At 65.9% G+C, this 1,356-nt stretch carries 1 protein-coding gene; it reads left to right on the top strand.

Going from position 1 to position 1,356, the window contains the following annotated elements; all coding sequences use genetic code 11:
• Window positions 1–264: 264 nt before the first annotated feature.
• Window positions 265–1,335, top strand: a complete 1,071-nt coding sequence (locus GTW58_RS13010; protein WP_119933844.1) for an IS110 family RNA-guided transposase — start codon at window positions 265–267, stop codon at window positions 1,333–1,335.
• Window positions 1,336–1,356: the final 21 nt, after the last annotated feature.

Below are 1,356 nucleotides of genomic sequence, written 5' to 3'. Positions count from 1 at the left end.
GACTGTCAGCCTCTTTCTACCCGGTTCCGCAAGGATTGGGGAGTCCCGGCCGACGCGGTCTGACCCTTGCTTACGATTGGCCCGCAGGGTGCCTTTGCGTTGATCTGTCGACCGTCCGGCCGGGCACGCAGCAAGCACTGCCGCCGGATCGGGCGTGACCTAATAGGAGCCTGGAGCAGCATGTCGAGAGCGTCCCCGTGACAGTCCTGTCCCCCCGCCGGCGACAGCGTGAGACCACGCTAACCGTCAAGGGAGACAGGCGCCATGAGCACTCTCGAAACCGTCCACTCCGGGCACGTCGTCATCGGCGTCGATACCCATAAGCACATCCACGTCGCCGCCGTGCTCGACACCATCGGCGGCATCCTCGCTACCCTCACCGTCCCCACCGATACCGGCGGTTTCAAACAGCTTCTCGCCTGGGCGGACTCGTTCGGGAAGGTCCTCGCGTTCGGCATCGAGGGCACCGGCTCCTACGGAGCGACGCTGACTTCCTTCCTGCGTCGCCATGGACACAAGGTCGTCGAAGCAGGACGCCCTGACCGCCGCCAGCGGCGCATGAACGGGAAGTCCGACACCCTCGACGCGGAGAACGCCGCCCGCTCCGTACTCGCCGGCTTCGCGACAGTCATCCCGAAAACCGCGGACAGCAGCGTCGAGATGATCAGGCAGCTCAAGATCGCGCACGATTCAGCCGTCACCGACCGCTCCGCCGCGATGATCTCGATGAAGGCGATGCTCGTCCACGCCGACGACACGCTGCGCCGGGAGACGAACCGGATGACACCGATCAAGCTCGCCCGCCACCTCGCAGCACTGCGCCCTCGGAACCTCGAGACGCCCTCAGACTCTCTCCGCCATGCCCTGCGCTCGCTGGCCCGCCGATGGCAGCACCTGGACAGCGAAGCCCAGGAACTCCGGGCATCGATCGAGGCGCTCGTCAATCGCACCGCACCGCAACTGCTGGAGCAGTTCGGGATCGGCGTCGATACCGCAGCAGAGATCCTGATCGTCGCCGGCGACAACCCCGAACGGATCCACTCCGAAGCCGCATTCGCGAAGCTCGCCGGCATCAGCCCCGTCCCGACCGGGTCCGGGATGACCAGCGGCCGACACCGCATCAACCACGGCGGGCACCGGCAGCTGAACGCCGCGATCTACCGCACCGTGATCGTCCGGATGAGGTTCCACGAGCCGACCATCGCCTACGTCGCCCGTCGGACCGCTGAAGGCAAGAGCAAGCGCGACATCATCCGCTGCCTGAAGCGCTACGTCATCCGCGAGGTCTACCACCTCATCAAGGTCAACCCCCGCACCGGCGAAATCGCGAGTTGACAACTATAGGAGCGTCAACGC

Origin of the sequence: Kocuria subflava, from assembly GCF_012163155.1 — a bacterium.
Taxonomy (GTDB): Bacteria; Actinomycetota; Actinomycetes; order Actinomycetales; family Micrococcaceae; genus Kocuria; species Kocuria subflava.
Note: the sequence above shows the minus strand (reverse complement) of the source record. Positions and strands in the feature narration are given on the sequence as shown.